This is a genomic window from Pseudomonas sp. B3G-3, assembly GCF_028640915.1.
Lineage (GTDB): Bacteria > Pseudomonadota > Gammaproteobacteria > Pseudomonadales > Pseudomonadaceae > Aquipseudomonas > Aquipseudomonas chlororaphis_I.
In genome coordinates, this window is record NZ_JAQZAB010000111.1 from 108,336 (window position 1) to 123,131 (window position 14,796).

The 14,796-nt window shown below is 58.6% G+C and carries 13 protein-coding genes; 7 read left to right on the forward strand and 6 right to left on the reverse strand.

The genetic code is table 11. From position 1 onward, the window contains the following. Positions 1 to 271 precede the first annotated feature (271 nt). Both PVZ80_RS19290 and PVZ80_RS19295 read left to right on the forward strand, forming a co-directional pair. The gene (locus PVZ80_RS19290) at positions 272 to 2,809 is read left to right on the forward strand and encodes a PAS domain-containing protein (protein WP_273864402.1); all 2,538 of its coding nucleotides are present in this window, start codon (positions 272 to 274) and stop codon (positions 2,807 to 2,809) included. 52 nt (positions 2,810 to 2,861) lie between these two features. Beyond that, positions 2,862 to 3,137 carry a peptidylprolyl isomerase gene (locus tag PVZ80_RS19295; protein WP_007932676.1) on the forward strand — a complete coding sequence of 92 codons (276 nt, stop codon included), beginning with the start codon at positions 2,862 to 2,864 and terminating at the stop codon, positions 3,135 to 3,137. A 143-nt stretch (positions 3,138 to 3,280) separates the two neighbouring features. Here the strand turns inward: PVZ80_RS19295 and PVZ80_RS19300 are convergent, their stop codons facing one another. From PVZ80_RS19300 to PVZ80_RS19315, 4 genes are all read right to left on the reverse strand, one after another. After that, positions 3,281 to 4,189, reverse strand: coding sequence for a sugar kinase (locus PVZ80_RS19300; RefSeq protein ID WP_273864403.1), 909 nt, complete (start codon positions 4,187 to 4,189; stop codon positions 3,281 to 3,283). Between the two features lie 128 nt (positions 4,190 to 4,317). After that, on the reverse strand, positions 4,318 to 5,535 hold the full coding sequence (locus PVZ80_RS19305) for an amino acid deaminase (RefSeq protein WP_009049630.1): 1,218 nt from the start codon (positions 5,533 to 5,535) through the stop codon (positions 4,318 to 4,320). Between the two features lie 37 nt (positions 5,536 to 5,572). Further along, positions 5,573 to 6,337 carry an IclR family transcriptional regulator gene (locus PVZ80_RS19310; protein WP_041986065.1) on the reverse strand — a complete coding sequence of 255 codons (765 nt, stop codon included), beginning with the start codon at positions 6,335 to 6,337 and terminating at the stop codon, positions 5,573 to 5,575. A 212-nt stretch (positions 6,338 to 6,549) separates the two neighbouring features. Continuing rightward, the gene (locus PVZ80_RS19315; protein ID WP_273864404.1) at positions 6,550 to 6,939 is read right to left on the reverse strand and encodes a RidA family protein; all 390 of its coding nucleotides are present in this window, start codon (positions 6,937 to 6,939) and stop codon (positions 6,550 to 6,552) included. A gap of 419 nt (positions 6,940 to 7,358) precedes the next feature. On the opposite strand from PVZ80_RS19315, the gene PVZ80_RS19320 reads away from it, so the two are divergent. The 3 genes from PVZ80_RS19320 to PVZ80_RS19330 all read left to right on the forward strand — a co-directional run bounded on the left by PVZ80_RS19320 (position 7,359) and on the right by PVZ80_RS19330 (position 10,237). Next, complete coding sequence (locus PVZ80_RS19320) at positions 7,359 to 8,630, forward strand: AAA family ATPase (protein WP_164486092.1); 1,272 nt, start codon at positions 7,359 to 7,361, stop codon at positions 8,628 to 8,630. Beyond that, on the forward strand, positions 8,627 to 9,517 hold the full coding sequence (locus tag PVZ80_RS19325; protein ID WP_124308960.1) for a DUF4435 domain-containing protein: 891 nt from the start codon (positions 8,627 to 8,629) through the stop codon (positions 9,515 to 9,517). The genes PVZ80_RS19320 and PVZ80_RS19325 overlap by 4 nt, the downstream gene beginning before the upstream one ends. 447 nt (positions 9,518 to 9,964) lie before the next feature. Beyond that, entirely contained in the window at positions 9,965 to 10,237 is a 273-nt protein-coding gene (locus PVZ80_RS19330; RefSeq protein WP_273864405.1) for a hypothetical protein, read from the forward strand. Positions 10,238 to 10,848: 611 nt separating this feature from the next. Here the strand turns inward: PVZ80_RS19330 and PVZ80_RS19335 are convergent. Together PVZ80_RS19335 and PVZ80_RS19340 are read right to left on the reverse strand one after the other, a co-directional pair. Continuing rightward, complete coding sequence (locus tag PVZ80_RS19335; protein WP_124308961.1) at positions 10,849 to 11,085, reverse strand: pyocin S6 family toxin immunity protein; 237 nt, start codon at positions 11,083 to 11,085, stop codon at positions 10,849 to 10,851. Between the two features lie 19 nt (positions 11,086 to 11,104). Beyond that, complete coding sequence (locus tag PVZ80_RS19340; protein WP_198919077.1) at positions 11,105 to 12,280, reverse strand: colicin E3/pyocin S6 family cytotoxin; 1,176 nt, start codon at positions 12,278 to 12,280, stop codon at positions 11,105 to 11,107. Between the two features lie 325 nt (positions 12,281 to 12,605). Here PVZ80_RS19340 and PVZ80_RS19345 point away from each other — a divergent pair, with 325 nt between their 5' ends. Together PVZ80_RS19345 and PVZ80_RS19350 are read left to right on the forward strand one after the other, a co-directional pair. After that, positions 12,606 to 13,088: an acyl-CoA thioesterase gene (locus tag PVZ80_RS19345; protein ID WP_009049637.1), complete on the forward strand. Its 483-nt coding sequence runs from the start codon at positions 12,606 to 12,608 to the stop codon at positions 13,086 to 13,088. Between the two features lie 56 nt (positions 13,089 to 13,144). Further along, positions 13,145 to 14,794, forward strand: coding sequence for an FMN-binding glutamate synthase family protein (locus tag PVZ80_RS19350; protein WP_038633462.1), 1,650 nt, complete (start codon positions 13,145 to 13,147; stop codon positions 14,792 to 14,794). Positions 14,795 to 14,796 lie beyond the last annotated feature (2 nt).

Sequence of the window (14,796 nt, forward strand, 5' to 3'; positions counted from 1 at the left end):
GTTTGCGCTTGTAGGAGCGAGGCTTGCCCGCGATGAGGCCGGACCTGCCCGCCACAAACTCCACCTCCCCGCAAAACGGGCCATCCGCGAAAATCATTGTCCCTGTAGCCGCTGCCGCAGGCTGCGCCCGGCACCGCAGGGGCCGCAAAACCGGACAACCCGATCCACCTGCCGGATCGCGGAAACCGCCCTTGCGCCGGCTACGCCGTCGATCGCAGCCGGCGGCAGCGGTTACAATGCCGGCGTGATGCACGCTCAGGACAGCCCCGACATGAACGCCCCCACCTCCGGCAGCGAAGCCGAAACCCTGATTGCCCGGCTGGACTGGGCCGCCACGCCGCTGGGCGCGGTCGACCACTGGCCGCAGAGCCTGCGCACCGCGGTGGACATCGTGATTCATTCGCCGATGCCGATGCTGCTGTTGTGGGGCACGCAGCTGACGCAGATCTACAACGACGGTTTCGCCCTGCTGGCCGGCAACAAGCACCCTGGCGCCTTCGGCCAGCCGACCCACCTGACCTGGCCGGAACTCCAGGACTTCACCACGCCGATCTACCACGCCGTGCTGCAAGGCCAGGTACGCACCTTCAGCGAAAAACCCTTCACCCTGCAGCGCCACGGCCGCGAGTCGGACGTCTGGCTGGACCTGACCTACAGCCCGATCCGCGACGAAAGCGGCGAAGTCGCCGGGATCCTGGTGACCAGCATCGAAACCAACGAGCGGCGGCGCATCGCCCTGGAACTGGAGCAGCGCTCGGCGGCCAGCCTCAAGGCCCAGCACGAAACCGAAGAACGCCTGCAACTGGCGCTGGCGGCGACCGACGCGGTCGGCACCTGGGACTGGGACATCGGCGACGACCGCTTTATCGCCGACGCCCACTTCGCCCAACTGCACAGCATCGACCCGGCCCTGGCCGGGCAACTGCCCATCAGCGAATACCTCAAGGGCGTGCACCCGGAAGACCGCGGCATGGTGGCGCGCAGCATCAAGCACTGCATCACCCACGGCACCGAATACGCCGAGGAATACCGCCTGCAACAGCCCGACGGCCAGGTCCGCTGGGTCTTCGCCCGCGGGCGCTGCTACAAGGATCACCACGGCCGGCCGGTGCGCTTCCTCGGCGCCGCCCTGGACCTGACCGACCGCAAGCAGATGGAACAGGCGCTGCGCCAGAGCCAGACCGAGTTGCAGTTGATCATCAACGCCATGCCGGTGCTGATCGGCTACGTCGACCACGAAGAGCGTTTTCGCCTGAACAACAGCGCCTACCTCGACTGGTACGGCCTGACCCCGCAGGAGCTGTACGGCCGGACCATCCGCGAAGTGGTGGGGGACGAGATCTACGCCACCCGCGCCGACAAGATCGCCGCCGCCCTGGCCGGCAAGCCCTGCAGCTTCGAAGCCAACTCACCGCATCGCGACGGGCGCGCGCGGCATGCGCTGATGAAGTACCTGCCGCGCTACGGCGCCGACGGCGCGATCAATGGTTTCTACATCTTCGTGATCGACGAGACCGAGCGCAAACAGACCGAGGAAGCCCTGCGCCACCTCAACGAAACCCTGGAAGAACGGGTGGCCGAGCGCACCCAGGCGCTGGCCGCCGCCAACCAGCGCCTGCAGAGCGAGATGTTCGAGCGCGAGCGCGCCGAAAACGCCCTGCGCCATGCGCAGAAGATGGAGGCCGTGGGCCAGCTCACCGGCGGCATCGCTCACGACTTCAACAACATGCTCACCGGCATCATCGGCAGCCTGGAACTGATGCAGCGCTACATCGATGACAATCGCAGCGCCGAGATCGGCCGTTTCACCGAGGCCGCGATGTCCTCGGCCAAGCGCGCGGCCGCCCTCACCCATCGCCTGCTGGCGTTTTCCCGGCGTCAGTCGCTGGACCGCCGGCCGCTGGAACCGAACCAGCTGGTGCGTTCGCTGCACGACCTGTTCAACCACACCAAGGGCGAACACATCGAGCTGAAGATGAACCTGGGCGACAACGTCTGGTCGATCAACAGCGACGCCAGCCAGCTGGAAAACGCCCTGCTCAACCTGGTGATCAACGCCCGCGACGCCATGCCCGACGGCGGCGTGCTGACCATCGAGACCGCCAACAGCTACCTCAACGGCAGCGACCTGGGCACCCTGGAACCGGTCAAGGCCGGCGACTACGTGATGCTCGGCGTCAGCGACAACGGCGCCGGCATGACCCCGCGGGTACTGGCCAAGGCCTTCGACCCGTTCTTCACCACCAAGCCCATCGGCCAGGGCACGGGCCTGGGGCTGTCGATGATCTACGGCTTCGCCCAGCAATCCGGCGGCCACCTGACCATCAGCAGCGAACCGGGCCAGGGCACCTGCGTGCGCCTGTACCTGCCGCGCCTGCACAGCGGAGCCCAGGCCGACAGCCCGGCACCGGCCAGCGTCGAAGCGCCCTACGCGGTGGCCGGCGAATCGGTGATGCTGGTGGAAGACGACCCGGCGGTGCGCATGCTGGTGCTCAACGTGCTGGGCGAACTGGGCTACACCGCCTTCGAGGCCGAGGACGCCAAGAGCGCGCTGCCGTTGCTGGAGTCCGAGCGGCGCATCGACCTGCTGGTGACCGACGTCGGCCTGCCGGGCATGAACGGCCGGCAACTGGCGGAAATCGCCCGCCAGCAGCGGCCGCAGCTCAAGGTGCTGTTCATGACCGGTTATGCGGAAAAGGCCGCCGAGCGCCAGGGCTTTCTCGACGCCGGCATGGACCTGATCGCCAAGCCGTTTTCCATCGAGGCGCTGGCCCAGAAGATTCGTCAGATGATCGGCCAGCAGGGCTGATTTCAGGCATAATCCGCGGCCGCCGTCCGCACCGTTCCAAGGTAACTGCCCCATGAAAGCCCAAGCCCGCCACATCCTGGTGAAAACCGCCGAAGAGGCCGAACAGCTCAAGCAGCGCATCGCCAAGGGCGAGGCCTTCGACGTGCTGGCAAAGAAATACTCCACCTGCCCCTCCGGCAAACGCGGCGGCGACCTGGGTGAAGTACGGCCGGGGCAGATGGTCGGGGCCATCGACCAGGTGATCTTCAAAAAGCCCCTGCGCACCGTGCACGGGCCGATCAAAAGCAAGTTCGGTTATCACCTGGTGCAGGTGTTCTACCGCGATTGACGCATCCCGCGTGACCGCCGCGCGACTGCGCCTGTAGCCGCTGCCGCAGGCTGCGATAAGGGCCGAAGGACCTTCAGCGATCTTGAGTACGCCACGACCGTTCCGGTCGATCGCAGCCTGCGGCAGCGGCTACAGGGATTGCATCAGGCTCTTGGGATCAACGCCCCCGGCACCTGAATCACCCGGCTCGCCAAGCGATGCCCCGCCTCTGCCGCCTGCTGCGGGCTACCGCCGCGCAAGCGACACGCCAGATACGCCGCACTGAACGAATCCCCCGCCGCCGTGGTGTCCACCACCTGCTCCACCCGTTGCGCCGGCACCTCGAACAACTCGCCGCCACAGCGGATCAGGCACGCTTCGGCGCCCCGCTTGAGCACCACTTCCGGGGTATCCGGGTAAGCGGCAAATACCGCCGCACTGTCGCCATACCCGAACAACGCCTGCTCGTCATCCACGGTCAGCAGCGCCAGATCGACATAGGCCAGCACCTGGCGATAAGCCGCCTGCGCCTGTTCCACCGAAGCCCAGAGCCGTGGCCGATAGTTATTGTCGAAGACTATCCACGCCCCACGCTGGCGCGCCTCGATCAAGGTCTCGATCAGCTTCTTGCGCCCCTGCTCGCCCAGCACCGCCAGGGTGATGCCGCTGAAATACAGCACATCGTAGGCCGGCAGCGCCGCCAAAATCGGCTCGGCCGCGGGGGTGGTGAAACAGTCGCGCACCGCCGCTTCGTTGCGCCAGTAAAGAAAGCGCCGCTCGCCCTTGGCGTCGGTCTGGATGCAGTACAGCCCGGGCAAACGCCCCGGCAGGCGCTGGACCATGCCCAGGCCGATGCCTTCCTCGACCCAGCCCTGGCACATTGCATCGCTGAAACTGTCGTCACCCAGGGCGGTGACATAGTCGACGCAAGTGCCCTCGCCCAGTTCGCGGGCCAGGTACACGGCAGTGTTCAGGGTGTCGCCGCCGAAGCTCTGTTGCAGGCTGCCGTCGGCGCGGTGTTGCAGTTCGATCATGCATTCGCCGATCAGGGCGATGCGTTTGGCAATGCTCATAGGTAGGTCTCTGCGGGAAGTGTTGTCTGGGCGGGCCCTATCGCGAACAAGCTCGCTCCTACAGGGACAGCGTTGCCCTTGTAGGAGCGAGCTTGCTCGCGATCAGCCGCAACGCGGCGCTGCTCGACCTAGAAACAGGTCTCCATGCTCTCCAGCACATCCAGCCGCTCATCCACCAGCAACCCGGTGCGCCACTTATCAAAGGTCAGGCACGGGTGCGAAGTACCAAAAGCAATAATGTCCCCCACCCGCAACTCAACCCCCGGCGCAACGGTCATGAACGCGTGCTGGTCCATCACCGCCGTGACCTTGCAGGCGCTGACATCATCGCCCTTGGCCGGCAGCACGCCCGGCTTGTAACGCAGCAACGGCACCGGCAACCCGGCGTCATAAGCCACGTCGCGCTTACCCAGGGCGATCACCGCGAACCCCGGCTCCGGCAGGGACTGCACATGGGCCCAGACTTCCAGCGCCGGGCGCAGGCCTTCGTGCAGGTCGCTGCGACGGTCGAGCACGCAGCACTGCGCCTCTTTATAGATGCCATGGTCATGAGCCACGTAACTGCCGGGCCGCAGCACACTGAGGAAACGCCCCTGGGCGTTCTGCGCCTCGAAGGACTCGGCGATCAGGTCATACCAGGCCGAACCCGAGGCGGTGATGATCGGCTGGTCGATGGCGAACAGCCCGTCGTCCTGCAACTGCACCGCCAGGCGCACCAGGGACGCGGCGAACTCCCGGATACCACTCACCGCGTGATCGCCATGGATCACCCCTTCGTAGCCCTCGATGCCGCACAAGGCCAAGGCCGGCTGCGCCTGGATCGCCTGCGCCAGCGCCAGCACTTCCTGCTCGCTGCGGCAGCCACAACGGCCGCCGACCACGCCGTACTCAATCATCACGTTCAGGCGCACCCCGCGCGCGGCGAAGAACTGCCCGAGGTCGGCGACGTTGTCCGGGTGATCGACCATGCAATAGAAGTCGAAGCTTGGGTCGGCCAGCAGCTCGGCGATCAACCCCATGTTCGGCGTGCCCACCAGCTGGTTGGCCATCAGCACCCGACGCACGCCGTGGGCGTAGGCCGCACGGGTCTGCACCGCGGTGGCCAGGGTGATGCCCCAGGCGCCCGCCTCCAACTGCCGGCGGAACAGTGCCGGGGTCATGCTGGTCTTGCCGTGGGGCGCCAGCTCGGCGCCGCTGTCGCTGACGAACTTCTGCATCCAGCGGATGTTGTGTTCCAGCGCCGCGCGGTGCAGCACCAGGGCCGGCAGGCTGACGTCGCGCACCAGGCTGACGCCGGGTTGGGCGGCGCCCTTTTCCACTGCTGCGTTGGTCAAGACAGAAGACATATTCGAACTCCTTACAGCGCCGCCACAGGGGCCAGCACTAGTCGTTGATGCGACGGGCCAGGCGATTCGCGCTGTCGATCAGCACCCGGCGGTAGTCGGCGTAATTGTTCTGGGCATCGGCCCGTGGCGCGACGATGCACAGGGTGCAGATGCACACCCCGCGCTCGTCCCGCACCGGGGCGGCGAAGCAATGGGTAAAGGTGTCGGCCACGCTGTCGAAGGAGAAAAAACCGTCCTCCGTGGCCTGACGGATTTCCTTCAAGAAAGTCGCCACAGGCAGGCGCTCACCGTCGGGGAGAATGAAGTCGCGCTCGTCGATCAACTCGACGATCTGCTCATCGCTCAAATGCCCCAGCAACAGCCGCCCGGAAGCGGTCCAGGGAATCGGCGCGTTCTCGCCGATATTCGAGGAAATGCGAAAATGCCGCTCGCCCTCCTTCATCAGCGCCACCGTGTACTTGCGCCCGTTGAGCAGGCACATCTGCGCGGTCTCGCGGGTCTGGCTGACGATCTCCTGCAAGGCCGAGTCGGCCTCGCGGGTCAGGTCGAAATGGCGCAGATGGGCCTGCCCCAGGAAGTACAGCTGACGGCCCAGGTACACATGCCCATCCTGGCCCACCGGCTCGAGAATCCGCCGCTCCAGCAAGGACGCCACCAGCTCGTACACCGTGGACTTGGGGCTGCCGATGCCCTTGGCGATATCGTGGGGCCGCAACGGCTGGCCGATCTCCTTGAGGAAATCGAGAATATCGAACGCCCGGTCCAGCCCCTTGGCCCGACGCTTGATGCTGTCTTCGGTCATATCAGTGCCATTTCCTACAAATCACGAAATTCCCGGCGCACCCAACACCCCGGCATTGCCCCTATCCCTGTAGCCGCTGCCGAGCCCCAGCGAGGCTGCGATAAGGTCCGCAGGACCTTCAACGATTTCAAGACCGCGCGCCCGCTTCGCGGTCGATCGCAGCCTCGCCATGGCTCGGCAGCGGCTACAGGCGTCTACAAAAACACCGCAAATCAGCCCTTCTTCCTGTACGCCACACAATCAATCTCGACCTTGCAATCCACCATCATGCTGGCCTGCACACAGGCCCGAGCGGGCGCATGCTCCGGCTTGAAATACTCCCCGAACACCTTGTTGAAACTCCAGAAATCCCGCGGATCCTCCAGCCACACCCCGACCCGCACCACATCCTCCAGGCCGTACCCCGCCTCCTCCAGAATCGCCACCAGATTGCGCATCGTCTGATGCGTCTGCTCAACGATGCCACCATGAATAATTTCGCCATCCAGTGCCGGCACCTGACCGGACACATACAACCAACCATCGGCCTCAACGGCACGAGCGAAAGGACGAGGCTGGCCACCGCCTGCGGTGCTGCCGGTGCCGTAGCGAGTGATGCTCATGGGGTGTTTCTCCTGATTGGAAAATGAAGGGTTAAGAACCGGGGTACTAAGAAATCAAAAACAATAAAATTCCACTATAGCGGAACAAAAACCATAAAAACGGAATTTATGATGGAAAGTGTGCCATGTGAAATAGGAGTGGGATAGAGGCATGAGGAAATGAGTAAGAACGGAGTGTTATGTAAAGGATCGAGTGGAAGAGTGATACGAAAGGATACGGGGATGGGGTAGCAAGCCCTTAACATTGCCTCTCACCACTCAGTTATAAGGCCTAGCCCATGCAATTTCTTGCATCTCGCGCTAGATGGCACTTTAATTGCTCACATGGAGCCATAGGCCACCACAAATAGCGCTAACTATTCATATATAGCCATCGGATAGCATAAAAATTTAAAGCCACTAACTATACAGGGATGCACGTGAATATTCTCAACAAGGTTCATATAAAAGGCTTCTGGGGCGACAGAGAAATAGAAATAAATTTCCATAAGGATATAAATTTTTTTATTGGCGTAAACGGTTCAGGCAAGACCACTGTAATAAATATAATTGCCGCTGCACTTTCAGCAGATTTCGCGACCCTCGACAGGCTACCTTTCTCAGCAATAACACTTTACCTATCAGAAATTGGTGGGCGTAAGAAACCAATAATAGAAGTAGAAAAGGCTGAAAATGAAAAATCACCATACAATAGCATTGTTTACAGAATAAAAGAAAAAGCATCCGACAACTTCACCACTTATTCACTCGATGAATTTGAAGAAGAGATGCTCATTAGAAGAGGAATCGGCCGTCACAACATAGGTTATTCAAAGTCACGCACTCGGGGGATACTTGCAAAGCTTTCAGAAATTGCAAATGTGAGTTGGCTTTCGATACATAGAGCGACCAACACAAACAAGAAAAGCGAAGAGAGCTTTGAATCATCCGTCGACCAGAAACTTGAAGAACTTAGCGTACAACTTTCAAAATATTTTTCGCTACTATCCGCCATGGTTTCTAAAGAAATCGCAGACTTTCAGCGAGCCATGATAGTTTCATTAATTACCGAACAAACAGAATCAACTGTTTTCAGTTCAGTAAAGAATCTTGACTTGGAAAAAGAAAAGAACTCTTTAATTGAGATTTTCCACAAACTAGACATTGGCAGCAACGCAAAAATAAAGCTAGACAAACACTACGAAGAAGTCGACGAGGCCCGAGTAAAAATAGAACAACATCGCCCGCTTGCTCTAAAGGAAATAATGCCTCTAATCAGTGCGTATCGTAGTCATCGAATCGTACAAGACTGGAGTCAATCAATAAACAAACAATCAGCTATTCTTCATCCAAAAAATGCATTCATCGATGTACTTAACAGCCTCTTTGAACGAAAAACAATAAGCATCAATCAACAAAATGAAATTGAAGCCACTACCGCTTCTGGAAAAAGAATGTCTATCCGTGGTTTGTCTTCAGGAGAAAAGCAATTAGTAATCATCCTAGGAGAAGCTCTCATTCAACAATCAGCACCTTGGATCTATATAGCAGACGAGCCCGAACTTTCACTGCATGTTAGATGGCAGGAAAAACTGATAGAGAGCTTAACGCGCATCAATCCTAGAGCGCAAATTATTTGTGCAACACATTCTCCCGATGTTGTCAGCCACTTCTGGAATAAAGTTTTTGACATGGAGGACAAAATACAATGACGTTCACCAGAACCAACTCAGGACTAACCAACCTAGCATTATTTAATCGTTGCGATAGTATAGTTTTCCTTGAGGGAGGCCCAAGCATTTCAAGCGAAGACTTATCTAATGGAAAATACAACTCAAACACTTGTGACATACGATTCTGGCAATCGCTATTTACAAAATTTCGCCCTAACAACAATTACCACTTTAGATCCCTAGGGTCAAAGACGGCCGTAACAGCGATCGCCAACAAGATTGCTTCAGGGGAGATATCCAATACCATTGCAGCAATGGATAGAGACTTTCAAAACTTATCAGGCACTCTAATTACCAACCAAAACATAATTTATACCCACGGCTATAGCTGGGAGAACGATTGCTGGTCAGCTTCAACCATATTTGAAACCTACATATCTATAGTTGGAGCATGCCGAATAGCCGCAAGAGAGGTACTCAACGGAATCCTTGAACTGCTTGAAGCCTTCAAAAGGTCAATAACAAAGCTAGTCACGCTTGACGCAATACTCATACAGCAAGATCAATCTTTTTTTGACCGAGAGTGTTATGAAAAATATATTTACATTGATAGATCAAAAAAACCATCACCAAACATCTCACAACTCAGAAACACATTAAAACATAAACGCCAGACACTAGCGCGACCAATAAGAAGAAGGATTGACCTTCGACTTAACCCGTTAGAGGATTGCTTCGGGCATCTTTACGAGAGCTTTTCATTTAGAGTACTTTCATACTTCCTTCACAACACTGACAACATAGCAAAACCAGCAAAGGACTACGTACAGGCAGTTTTAGTCGATCGTTTTATACACTCACTACCAACCAACAACCGAGAAATCTTTGAACATTACAATCGAGAATTTTCTAGAATAACCAATTAAAGCTCAAAAACATCATCTCATATTTTCCATTGAGGCGAGGGCTACGCTCTCTCCTCCCGCATAACAAATCACCACACTTACAACATACCCACACAAAACTAAATCTTTAAAAAACATTCAAAAATTTAATAAAATTATTCCCTTCCAGCGTAAAAAAATTCAACACTTCTTACTTGCGATAACGTTCCTGTCCCCCTATAGTTCCTCGTCGCTGCAAATTCAGCGACCTGACTTGGCCGTCAGCATCCCGTAGCGCACAGGCGCTCACCATCCGAAAGGCAAGCGCTTTTTTTGCGCCTGCACGTTCGTGTTATGGCGACTGTGCGTGGGACACCTTCGGGTGTGCCGGGATGCTTCGGGCCCGGTCGGCCAACCCGCGTACAGTTGCCACCCTCCCTCGCTTGGCCGCGAACGGTGGTAACTCCCGAAGTTATGGAGTGTTACCCAATGGACTACCAAGCATTTAGCTCCTCCAACACCACCGACCACCCCGTCGCCTTCATCAACCCTCAAGCCCCCTTGCTTGACCTGCTGACCTACGCCGGCCTGCGCATCCGCGCTGCCCGCGACATGCTGGACAGCGTGTCCGGCATGACCAGCCGCAACGCCGACGACCTCGACCTGATGCGCTTCTCCAGCGTGGCAACCTTGCTGTTGCAGGACGGATGCGATGTGTTGCATGTGGCAGAACAACGGGCGACGGAGCTGCCAGAGCCTTAAACCACGGCGCCTAGTCTTTGCTCTTGCTGTGCTTTGGCTTTGGCTTTGGCTTTTGATCTAGCTCTTGATCCACCCGCCCCATCGGGAGGCCGAGTGGAGGTGTTCATCAGGGGGATGGCGCGCAGCGCCCCTCGACGCAGTCGAGGACGTCGCATGGAGGTTGAAGCGAAGCCAACCGGAGGGCGATGCCCCCTGATGGACACCGTAACGAGGGAACCTGAGCGCAGCGAAGGCCGTACGCAGGGGCAAGCGTTTTTTGGTTACTTTTTTTGGCGTTTGAAAAAAAGTGACCCGCCGTAAGGGCGGAACCATAAGTGGCCGTGACCGCAGGAATGGATATGTACACCATCCAACATCACCAGCGAGGCCACCACCACCATCGCGGGCAAGCCTCGCTCCTACAGAAGCGAATCGCGGCCTGCAGCCATATTCCAAAAGCCAGATCGCGGATTCAGGTTTGGCGGGCGCAAGCGCCCGATCGCAGCCTGCGGCAGCGGCTACAGGGATCGCGGTGTTACCTATGTGCTTGAACGAATCTGTTCCCCCTGCGGGTGAACTCGGCAGGGTTTAGGGACTGGCATCAATGCTATCGCGAGCAAAGCCCACACCTGTTAGTGACAACCAATAAACAGTGCCAGCCCTTCTATCGCAGGCTCCTTCAACAAACGAGCAACAAGCCTTGCCTGGTTTGGCGTCAGCTCAAACTCGCCCACCAAGCCCTCATCAAGAGAGGACCAGCCCATGATCTCAAGTACGGAGGGCTCCAACTCTTTCTGGACCACTTTTTTATATTGCAACGAATCATCTTCGTTCGGTTCTGGGAAAAAGCCTGTAATTCGCAGGTACATGACGCGGGTGTCCCTCTAGTTATTTAATCGTCGTTCTTCCCGGTTTTGCTGGCTTGGTTTGCTTACCCGTTTCAGCATTGAACTCCCCCAGGTGCTTACCTTGCTTGTCATAAATCTCGACCGCACCGTGTTGATAGTCCCACTCGTAAATTCGTCCCTTGGAATCCTTCCAACGATCCCGCTTGCTTCCACCACCTTGGACGAACGACTTCGGGCGAACACTCACGGCATCTGGAAATGCCGGGAGAACATCAGGAGCCCTATGATAGCCGAGGCCTCCCGGCACACTGAGCACGATGTACAGCGGTTGTATTCCGGCTTCTGGCGGAAAAACCAGAATGAAATCTTTGTACTCAGGCGGATACAGGGGATTGACGATGATGTTATCTGCCTGTTCGGTAGGCGGATAAATCCATATCTGCGGTGCCTGTGGAGCCCCCTCCAGTGGAGGAATGCCCGCAGTACCGGACGGATCAACGGCAGGCGTCCATATCAACGTGATGCCGTTACCGAAGTCCGCCACCTGATGGGAGCCCTGCGCCTCGAATTGCACGACAGGAATCATTTCCCAATCACGGCGTTTCTCAGTGTTGTATCCGTAACCTTTCAATGAGCCATCGGCTTGTTGCTCAATATGAAGTCGAACCCGAGTACGTCCTTCCTTGAGAGATTTGAGTTGTTCGTCGGTGTATAGAGAACTATCACCCAGGCTTGAAGGCCAAAGCATTGCTATCACACCAAGCAGGGTGCTCGACACAACCCCGGCGCTCAGCACACCAATTTCTTCGATAACAGTTATTGCCTTGGCGGCGCCTTCCATGACAACAGCTCCAGTAGCAGCTGCGCCTGAAGCACCAGCGCTGCCTAAAGCAATTGTCCCCATTGCTGGGGGCAAGGCCCTCCCGCTGATAGTCCCGAGCTTGACGTTTCCTGCAACGTCAATTTCACGCCAACCCAATAGTGTGAGCTGGCCATACTCCGCTATGGAGTCAGTGGGGATGAAAACGCTGGCGTAATTGATGACGCCGTCTGGCAGCTTGCAAGGCTTGGTAAATGTGCACCCAACCGGCTTAGGTTTTTCTTCTGCCGTTGGTGGAAGCTCCTTGTATTCGGCCCATCGTTGAGCACCAAGGTCTACAGGCTCCATTCCTTTGTTGCGGTAGCCTTTTGGGTCATTGGGTACGTAGCCGCTCATCCATGCATGTCCTTTTCGGGGCTGACTTTGACCAGACAGCACCCTACTGAAGGCCGATGCTCCAGGCTTTAAGGCCATTCTCAAAATTCTGATCCGTAGCCCTCAAACGACCTCAACTCCCCGCTCAACGTTGAATAACGAGCGCTAGGCATCGCCTTTCCCCACGCATTATTGCAATCCCCGCAACAGCTCATTTCAAATGATAGCTAGCTAACTATCAACACTTCTGATTACCCTTCCGACCTCCAGCCAAAAGCTGTCCGCAGGCCCTAGGCCGGCCATTGCGAGCCAACGGACAGCCCCGACGCCCCTGATGAGGTCCCCCATGGAACCAGGCAGTTATCAATTGAGCATGAGCGTGCTCATGACGCCCGACAAAGCCAATTTCTCCGGCAACGTGCACGGCGGCGCCCTGCTCAAGCTGCTCGACGAGGTGGCCTTCGCCTGCGCCAAGCGCTATGCCGGGCGCTATGTGGTCACACTGTCGGTGGATCAGGTGATCTTCAAGGAGCCGATCCATGTCGGCGAACTGGTGACCTTCCTGGCCTCGGTCAATTACACCGGGCGCACCTCGATGGAAGTCGGGGTCAAGGTGATGACCGAGAACATCCACGAGCGCACGGTGCGCCATACCAACAGTTGCTACTTCACCATGGTCGCCGTCGACCCCGATGGACGCCCGCACCCGGTGCGCGCCTTCGTGCCGGAAACCGCTATCGAGAAACGCCGCTACGCCCAGGGCCTGCTGCGCAAACAACAGCGCCAGGAGCTGCAAGAGCGCTACCAACAGATCCGCAACTCGGACTGAGCCCGCCCTGCCTGCCCGCCGGAACCCCTGTCTTGCGATTTGCCCAAGGAACGATCATGAAAATATCGCTGTTGAGTCGCTACGCGACCCTGACCCTTTGCCTTGCCCTGACCTTGTTCGGCCTGCTGTTCTGGCCCGCCAGCCTCTGGGGCCAGGGGCTGATTATCCTGGCCGGGGTGCTCAGCCTGGTCGGCTTCAATGACCTGCTGCAGAGCCATCACGCGGTGCGCCGCAACTACCCGATCATCGGCAATATCCGCTACCTGATCGAGTCGATTCGCCCGGAGATCCGCCAGTACCTGCTGGAAGGCGACGACGAGAAGCTGCCCTTCTCCCGCTCGCAACGTTCGATGGTCTACGCCCGCGCCAAGAACCAGCCCGCGGAAAAAGCCTTTGGCACCCTGGCCGACGTCTATCAGCCCGGCTTCGAGTTCATCAGCCATTCCATGGTCCCGGGCGATGCCTGCGACCCCAGCCAGTTCCGCGTGGTGGTCGGTGGGCCGGACTGCCTGCAGCCCTACAGCGCCTCGGTGTTCAACATCTCGGCCATGAGCTTTGGCGCACTGAGCGCCAACGCCATCCGCGCCCTGAACAAAGGCGCCCGGCTCGGCGGCTTCGCCCATGACACCGGGGAAGGCAGCATCAGCCCCTATCACCAGGAGTTCGCCGGCGACCTGATCTGGGAAATCGGCAGCGGCTATTTCGGTTGCCGCACCCTGGACGGCCGTTTCGATGCCCAGCGCTTCTCCGAGCAGGCCAGCCATCCGCAGGTGAAGATGATCGAGATCAAACTCAGCCAGGGCGCCAAACCTGGCCATGGCGGCATCCTGCCCAAGCACAAGGTCACCGCCGAAATCGCCCAGACCCGTGGCGTGCAGATGGGCCATGACTGCGTGTCGCCGGCGCGGCATTCGGAGTTCAGCACGCCCATCCAGTTGCTGGAATTCATCGTCAAGTTGCGCAACCTGTCCGGTGGCAAGCCGGTGGGTTTCAAGTTCTGCGTGGGTCATCCCTGGGAGTTCATGGCCATCGTCAAGGCCATGCTCGAGACCGGCATCCAGCCGGACTTCATCGTGGTCGACGGCAAGGAAGGCGGCACCGGCGCCGCGCCCCGAGAGTTCACCGATAACATCGGCATGCCCATGCGCGAGGGCCTGCTGTTCGTCCATAACACTCTGGTCGGCGCCGGCCTGCGCTCACAGATCAAGCTCGGCGCCAGCGGCAAGGTGATCAGCGCCTTCGACATCGCCAGCGTGCTGACCATCGGCGCCGACTGGGTCAATGCCGCGCGCGGTTTCATGTTCGCCATCGGCTGCATCCAGTCGCAAAGCTGCCACACCAACAAATGCCCCACCGGCGTCGCCACCCAGGACCCGCTGCGCCAGAAAGCGCTGCAGGTCACGGACAAGGCCGAGCGGGTGCACAACTTCCACCGCAACACCCTGGTCGCCCTCGGCGAAATGCTCAGCGCCGCCGGCCTCGACCACCCGGCGCAATTGCAGGCCAAGCACCTGGTGCGGCGCATGACCACCACCGAGGTGCGGCTGTTCTCGCAGATCCACGTGTTCCTCGAACCCGGCGAACTGCTGCAGCGGCCGATCAGTTCGGAGTTCTATGCACGCATGTGGAACATGGCCCAGGCCCACAGCTTTGCGCCGCTGGTTGTGGCTGCGCCGGCCAGGATTGAACGGCTGACGCCGGCTTAGTT

Excerpts from the sequence above, each read along its gene's own strand:
- PVZ80_RS19315 (WP_273864404.1), bottom strand. The coding sequence starts at position 6,939 with ATGAGCATCACTCGCTACGGCACCGGCAGCACCGCAGGCGGTGGCCAG.
- PVZ80_RS19345 (WP_009049637.1), top strand. The coding sequence starts at position 12,606 with ATGGAACCAGGCAGTTATCAATTGAGCATGAGCGTGCTCATGACGCCC.
- PVZ80_RS19310 (WP_041986065.1), bottom strand. The coding sequence starts at position 6,337 with ATGACCGAAGACAGCATCAAGCGTCGGGCCAAGGGGCTGGACCGGGCG.
- PVZ80_RS19295 (WP_007932676.1), top strand. The coding sequence starts at position 2,862 with ATGAAAGCCCAAGCCCGCCACATCCTGGTGAAAACCGCCGAAGAGGCC.
- PVZ80_RS19330 (WP_273864405.1), top strand. The coding sequence starts at position 9,965 with ATGGACTACCAAGCATTTAGCTCCTCCAACACCACCGACCACCCCGTC.
- PVZ80_RS19305 (WP_009049630.1), bottom strand. The coding sequence starts at position 5,535 with ATGTCTTCTGTCTTGACCAACGCAGCAGTGGAAAAGGGCGCCGCCCAA.
- PVZ80_RS19335 (WP_124308961.1), bottom strand. The coding sequence starts at position 11,085 with ATGTACCTGCGAATTACAGGCTTTTTCCCAGAACCGAACGAAGATGAT.
- PVZ80_RS19290 (WP_273864402.1), top strand. The coding sequence starts at position 272 with ATGAACGCCCCCACCTCCGGCAGCGAAGCCGAAACCCTGATTGCCCGG.
- PVZ80_RS19340 (WP_198919077.1), bottom strand. The coding sequence starts at position 12,280 with ATGAGCGGCTACGTACCCAATGACCCAAAAGGCTACCGCAACAAAGGA.
- PVZ80_RS19300 (WP_273864403.1), bottom strand. The coding sequence starts at position 4,189 with ATGAGCATTGCCAAACGCATCGCCCTGATCGGCGAATGCATGATCGAA.
- PVZ80_RS19325 (WP_124308960.1), top strand. The coding sequence starts at position 8,627 with ATGACGTTCACCAGAACCAACTCAGGACTAACCAACCTAGCATTATTT.
- PVZ80_RS19350 (WP_038633462.1), top strand. The coding sequence starts at position 13,145 with ATGAAAATATCGCTGTTGAGTCGCTACGCGACCCTGACCCTTTGCCTT.